Origin of the sequence: Inquilinus sp. (assembly GCF_039594555.1) — a bacterium.
Lineage (GTDB): Bacteria > Pseudomonadota > Alphaproteobacteria > DSM-16000 > Inquilinaceae > Inquilinus.
This window is the reverse complement of the sequence record NZ_JBCNNF010000619.1, coordinates 1-2,846: the sequence shown is the minus strand read 5'-3', so window position 1 is coordinate 2,846 and position 2,846 is coordinate 1. Positions and strand designations below refer to the sequence as shown.

Genomic DNA, 2,846 nt, shown 5'->3' with positions numbered 1-2,846 from the left:
TTCCTGCCGCTGCTGCCGGCGGGTCTCGGCCTTGTGCTTCGCCTCCTCCCGCTGCTGCCGCAGCCTGGCGTCGAGCGCGACGGCGCGGCGGATGCCGAGCGCGGTGCGGTTGAAGCCGGCCTCGGCGGCGGCGGCGCGGTCGAGGTCGCCGGCCCGGACGGCGGCGAGGGCCGTGCCCTGGAAGGCGCGGGCGAGCTCCAGGGCCATCTCGGTCAGCTCCGCCAGCACCTCGGCGTAGCGGCCGGCCGGTCCCGTGGCCGGCGAAGCGGCGGCGGGAGTCCCGGCATTGACGGCACCATCGACCATTCCTGTATTAGAACAAAAAGAGAACATTTTTGCAAGAAAAATCGCATCCGCCCCCATGGCACGATCGCGGGCGAGCCGGCGTGACCCGGCTGCGGGGATCCACGGCCCCATGCACTGCCCCCGCTTGCCGGTGCCGCGGCAGCGCGCGTATAGTCGGGACAAGGGGTCATTCGCGACGTCCCCGTGAGGCGGCAGCCCAAAGTTCGCGTCCACGCTCCCTGTCGAGGGGATGGACGTCATGCCGTCGAATACAGAGATCACCGTTCCGCAACTGTCCCGTCTGATCGGCCTGCCCGGCGCGCCGACGATCGTCGATGTCCGCACGCCGGACGATTACGAGGCCGATCCGCGCCTGCTGCCGGCGACGCAGCGCCGCGATTTCCGGTCGGTCCCGGCCTGGGCGCGGGACTTCGCCGGCCGCCATGTCGTCGTGGTCTGCCAGAAGGGGCTGAAGCTGAGCCAGGGCGTCACGGCCTGGCTGCTGCATGAGGGCATCCGGGCCGAGACGCTGGAGGGCGGATTCGAGGCCTGGCGGGACGCCGGCGGGCTGCTGGTCGACACCGGCCGGCTGCCGCCACGGGACCCGTCCGGCCGGACCGTCTGGGTCACCCGCGCCCGGCCCAAGGTCGACCGCATCGCCTGCCCCTGGCTGCTCCGCCGCTTCGTCGACCCTGCCGCCGTGTTCCTGTTCGTCGCCGCCGCCGAGGTGCCGGCGGTCGCCGACCGCTTCGGCGCCACGCCGTTCGACATCGACGGCGTGTTCTGGAGCCATCGCGGCGAGCGCTGCACCTTCGACACGATGATCAAGGAATTCGGGCTGGCCTCCGGGCCGCTCGACCGGCTGGCGACGATCGTGCGCGGGGCGGACACGGCGCGGCTCGACCTCGCGCCGCAATCGGCCGGGCTGCTGGCCGCATCGCTGGGCCTGTCGCGCATGCATCGCGACGATCTCGACCAGCTCGCGGCGGGGCTGGCGCTCTACGACGCCTTCTACCGCTGGTGTCGCGACGCGACCGAAGAGACGCATAACTGGCCGTCCGGCCCGAAGCCGGTGTGAGGGCGCGATGTCGATCGTGACAGACGCCGCGGATGTGCCGGCCGCGCCGGCCACCCCGACCTTTGCCGAGGCGGCCAGGGTGTGGGCGAAGATCGGGCTGCTCAGCTTCGGCGGCCCGGCCGGCCAGATCGCGCTGATGCACAAGGAGCTGGTCGAGCAGCGCCGCTGGATCGGCGAGCAGAGATTCCTGCACGCGCTCAGCTACTGCATGCTGCTGCCTGGGCCGGAGGCGCAGCAGCTGGCGATCTATATCGGCTGGCTGCTGCATCGCACCGCCGGCGGCCTGGTCGCGGGGATCCTGTTCATCCTGCCGGGCGCGGCCGTCATGCTGGGCCTCAGCATCCTCTACGCCCTCTATCGCCAGGTTGCGCTGGTCGACGCCGTGTTCTTCGGCGTGAAGGCGGCCGTCCTGGCCGTGGTGGTGGAGGCGGTGCTGCGGATCGGCCGGCGGGCGCTGCGGAACCGGGCGATGGTGGCGGTCGCCGCCGCGGCCTTCATCGGCCTCGCCGTGTTCCGAATCCCGTTTCCGCTGATCGTCCTCGCCGCCGGGCTCTGCGGCTGGGCCGGTAGCCGCCGGGCGCCCGGGCTGTTCGCCCCCGCCGGGCACGCCGCCGGGGGCGCCGCGCCCGATGCCGGCGGCGTGGTCGACCGGATGTTCGAGCGCGGCGACCTGGCCCATGCTGACCCGTCGTGGCGCCGCGCCGTCCGCGTCCTGGCGCTGTGGCTGCCGGTCTGGCTCGGGCCGGTGCTGCTGCTGTGGCTCGTGGCCGGGCCGTCCGCGATCTGGACGCAGATCGGCGGCTTCTTCAGCCTGATGGCCGTCGTCACCTTCGGCGGCGCCTATGCGGTGCTGGCCTATGTCGCCCAGGCGGCGGTCGGCGGCTTCGGCTGGCTCGCGCCCGGCGAGATGGTCGACGGGCTCGGCCTGGCCGAGACCACGCCCGGGCCACTGATCCTGGTGCTGCAATTCGTCGGCTTCCTGGCTGCTCATCGCGCGCCGGGCAGCCTCGACCCGGTGCTGGCAGGGGGCCTCGGGGCGCTGCTGACCCTCTGGGTCACCTTCGCGCCCTGCTTCCTGTGGATCTTCCTCGGCGCGCCCTATATCGAGGCGCTGCGCGGCAACCGGGCGATCTCGGCGGCGCTGTCGGCGATCACCGCCGCGGTGGTCGGGGTGGTGCTGAACCTGGCGCTGTGGTTCGCGCTGCATGTCGTGTTCCGCGAGGTGCGGACGCTCGACCTGTTCGGCGGCATCGGCCCCGACCTGCCGGTGGCGGGCAGCATCGACTGGCGGGCGGCCATGCTCGCGGCCGCCGCGATGGTGGCGATGCTGCGGTTCCGGGTCGGGATGATCCCGACCCTGGCCGGGTGCGCGCTGGCGGGGGTGCTGCTCGGCCAGCTGCCGGGGTGAGGGGGCGCTACCCCGCCACCGGCCCCGGCTGGCCCGGGCTGGCCGGCAGGGTCGGGTCGACATGGCCCCAGCTCG

At 73.1% G+C, this 2,846-nt stretch carries 3 protein-coding genes; 2 read left to right on the top strand and 1 reads right to left on the bottom strand.

Annotated elements, in window-relative coordinates; translation table 11 throughout:
- Positions 1–306: hypothetical protein (locus ABDW35_RS35090; RefSeq protein WP_343718471.1), on the bottom strand; the 306-nt coding region annotated here is incomplete at its 3' end.
- Between the two features lie 238 nt (positions 307–544).
- On the opposite strand from ABDW35_RS35090, the gene ABDW35_RS35085 reads away from it, so the two are divergent.
- Both ABDW35_RS35085 and chrA read left to right on the top strand, forming a co-directional pair.
- Positions 545–1,363: a chromate resistance protein ChrB domain-containing protein gene (locus ABDW35_RS35085; RefSeq protein ID WP_343718470.1), complete on the top strand. Its 819-nt coding sequence runs from the start codon at positions 545–547 to the stop codon at positions 1,361–1,363.
- A 7-nt stretch (positions 1,364–1,370) separates the two neighbouring features.
- On the top strand, positions 1,371–2,771 hold the full coding sequence (gene chrA, locus ABDW35_RS35080; RefSeq protein WP_343718469.1) for a chromate efflux transporter: 1,401 nt from the start codon (positions 1,371–1,373) through the stop codon (positions 2,769–2,771).
- The last annotated feature ends 75 nt before the right edge of the window (positions 2,772–2,846 follow it).